Source organism: Mesorhizobium sp. M7A.F.Ca.CA.001.10.2.1 (assembly GCF_003998575.1).
GTDB lineage: Bacteria > Pseudomonadota > Alphaproteobacteria > Rhizobiales > Rhizobiaceae > Mesorhizobium.
The window spans coordinates 1-2,274 of sequence record NZ_RZQY01000824.1; the positions used below are offsets into that span (position 1 = coordinate 1).

Below are 2,274 nucleotides of genomic sequence, written 5' to 3' on the forward strand. Positions count from 1 at the left end.
GTCTACGGGCGTGGAAGGTGGGAGATACACTTCAGGTACTCTATTTTGAGTCTGGCGACGCCAAGAGCCGGTCAGATGCTCTTCAGGTCGCCGGCGGCGACCACCGGTCCGGTCGGCTGTCCGGTCGGCGAACCGCCTGACGGCTCGAGGCTGACGGCAAGCACCGCGCCCTGGGCAAGCTTCTGCTGGGCCGCCGGCGAGACGACGATATGTGCCGTAGCACCGGTCGGAATGACGCCCATCGAGACCGGCGGGTTCTTGCCCTCGATCATCCACAGCTCGAAGTCCTTGCCGGAAGCACGCTCACCGGAGACATGCGACAGGCCGACTTCGTGATGCGCGGCGTCGTAGACGGCAAGATATCTGACGTCGCTGCCTTCGGCGGCCAGCGAAGCGACGAGGCGCGCCTGCGGCTCCTCGACCGGCGGGTTGAGGACTGGCACGGCAATGTAAATCGCCAGTGCCGCAACCGCAGCCGCGGCAAGGCCGCGCCAGAAAGCGAGGCTGGACCACAGGCCGCCGCGCGATTCGGCGGGCGTGGTCACGGCGGCAGCGTTCGCGAACAGCCGGCGGTCGACCGCGGTCTTCACCGAAACCGGCGGCTCGATTTCCGGGTAGGCGGCGGCCAGCGGTGAGAGACGGACCTCCCATCCCTCGACAAGACGAGCAAAAACCGTATCCGCATCGATGCGGCGGGCGACGATCTGGCGTTCGTCGGCATCGAGCACGCCGAGAACGTATTCGGCGGCGAGCAGGTCGTCGCCTCCACGTTCCGGTCCTGTGTCTTCTGCCAGCGTCATCTTTCCAGACATTCTCTGAGTTTCAACAGGCTGCGGCGCAGCCATGTACGCATCGTGTTCAGCGGCACGCCATGGCGCTCCGCCAGTTCGGCATAGCTCTCGCCCTTGAGATAGGCGCCCCGGACGGCGGCTGCCCGGTCCTTCTCCAACTCATCGAGACAATGGTGGATACGTTCGGATTCGTCTCCCGCCACCGCCATCGCTTCAGGCCCCGGCGCCGGATCGGCCACGTCGAGCGCGGCATCGATGTCGGCGGCAGGCCTGCGCCGCGCTCGTATGCGATCGATCGCATGATTACGCGCAATTGCCACCAGCCAGGAGATCGGGCTTAGATCGGAGACGGCAAAACGATCCGCCTTCGTCCATATCTTGACGAAGACTTCCTGTAGCGCTTCTTCCGCATCTCCCCGGTCGTTCAATACACGAAGACAGACGCCAAAAAGTTTCGCGCTGGTCTGCCGGTAAAGCAGATCGAACGCGGCCCGATCCTTCATCGAAGTCCGGACGATCAGCTTGGTGATGTCCTGCGGCGTCATCCGCGGCAAGTTAGGCGATTGCAATGTATTTGCAACGGCGGAAATAACCTTGTGCACGCCTAAGCTTTTGTGTGTCGCCAGCCGGGTCCGTCGACCGATTGCCAATGGAATCGCCACTGGCTAGCTTGCCCTCAGTGATGGGGGGAGCGCGCATGTCGGTCGAACGGATCCTTTGGGAAGAAGATGCCGCGGGCCTCGCCGATCTGGTCCGCAAGGGCGAGGTTTCGGCCGTCGAGCTGACCGACGCCGCGATTGCCCGCGCCGAGGCCACCCGTCCCGACATCAATGCCACGGCCGAACCGCTCTACGATGCCGCGCGGGCCCGCGCCAAGACCGTCGACCCTTCGCTGCCGCTGGCCGGTGTTCCCTTCGCCATCAAGGATCTCGGCATCGCCATCAGGGGCGTGCCGACGCATGGCGGCAGCCGCATTCCGGCATGGCTGGCCGATGTCAATTCGGTGCTGACCGACCGCTACATCGCTGCCGGACTTATCCCGATCGTCACCTCGACATCGCCGGAGCACGGGCTTCGATTGATGACCGAATCCAGGGCCTTCGGCATCACCCGCAATCCGTGGAACACCGGTCACACCAGCGGCGGCTCGTCGGGTGGTGCGGCTGCACTGGTCGCAGCCGGCGTAGTGCCGGTGGCACATGCCTCCGATGGCGGCGGCTCGATCCGCGTGCCTGCCGCCTGCACCGGGCTTGTCGGCCTGAAGACGTCGCGCGGCCGCACACCGCTGACGCCGCTGGTGAGCGAAAGCTGGTACGGCATGGTCGTCGACCATGCGCTCACCCGTTCGGTGCGTGATTGCGCGCTGCTGCTCGACCTCACCCATGGGTCCGATCCTCTGTCGCCCTATGCCGCGCCGCCGCCGAAAGGCACGTTCGCGGCCGCCGCGGCGCGCGACCCCGGCAAGCTCAGCCTGGCCGTGTAC

Annotated in this window: 3 protein-coding genes; 1 reads left to right on the forward strand and 2 read right to left on the reverse strand. The window is 65.6% G+C overall.

Going from position 1 to position 2,274, the window contains the following annotated elements; genetic code table 11:
- Positions 1-71: 71 nt before the first annotated feature.
- A complete protein-coding gene (locus EN964_RS32210; RefSeq protein WP_127267218.1) occupies positions 72-800 on the reverse strand; it encodes an anti-sigma factor domain-containing protein in 729 nt (242 codons plus the stop codon).
- Positions 797-1,336, reverse strand: coding sequence for a sigma-70 family RNA polymerase sigma factor (locus EN964_RS32215; protein WP_127267227.1), 540 nt, complete (start codon positions 1,334-1,336; stop codon positions 797-799). Before EN964_RS32215 ends, EN964_RS32210 begins: the two co-directional genes overlap by 4 nt.
- Positions 1,337-1,488: 152 nt before the next feature.
- On the opposite strand from EN964_RS32215, the gene EN964_RS32220 reads away from it, so the two are divergent.
- Positions 1,489-2,274 (forward strand): amidase (locus EN964_RS32220; protein ID WP_164776197.1); only part of this gene is annotated, 786 nt, incomplete at its 3' end.

Bases quoted from the DNA above. Each gene is read 5' to 3' on its own strand.
- EN964_RS32210 (WP_127267218.1), bottom strand. From the start codon at position 800: ATGACGCTGGCAGAAGACACAGGACCGGAACGTGGAGGCGACGACCTG.
- EN964_RS32215 (WP_127267227.1), bottom strand. From the start codon at position 1,336: ATGACGCCGCAGGACATCACCAAGCTGATCGTCCGGACTTCGATGAAG.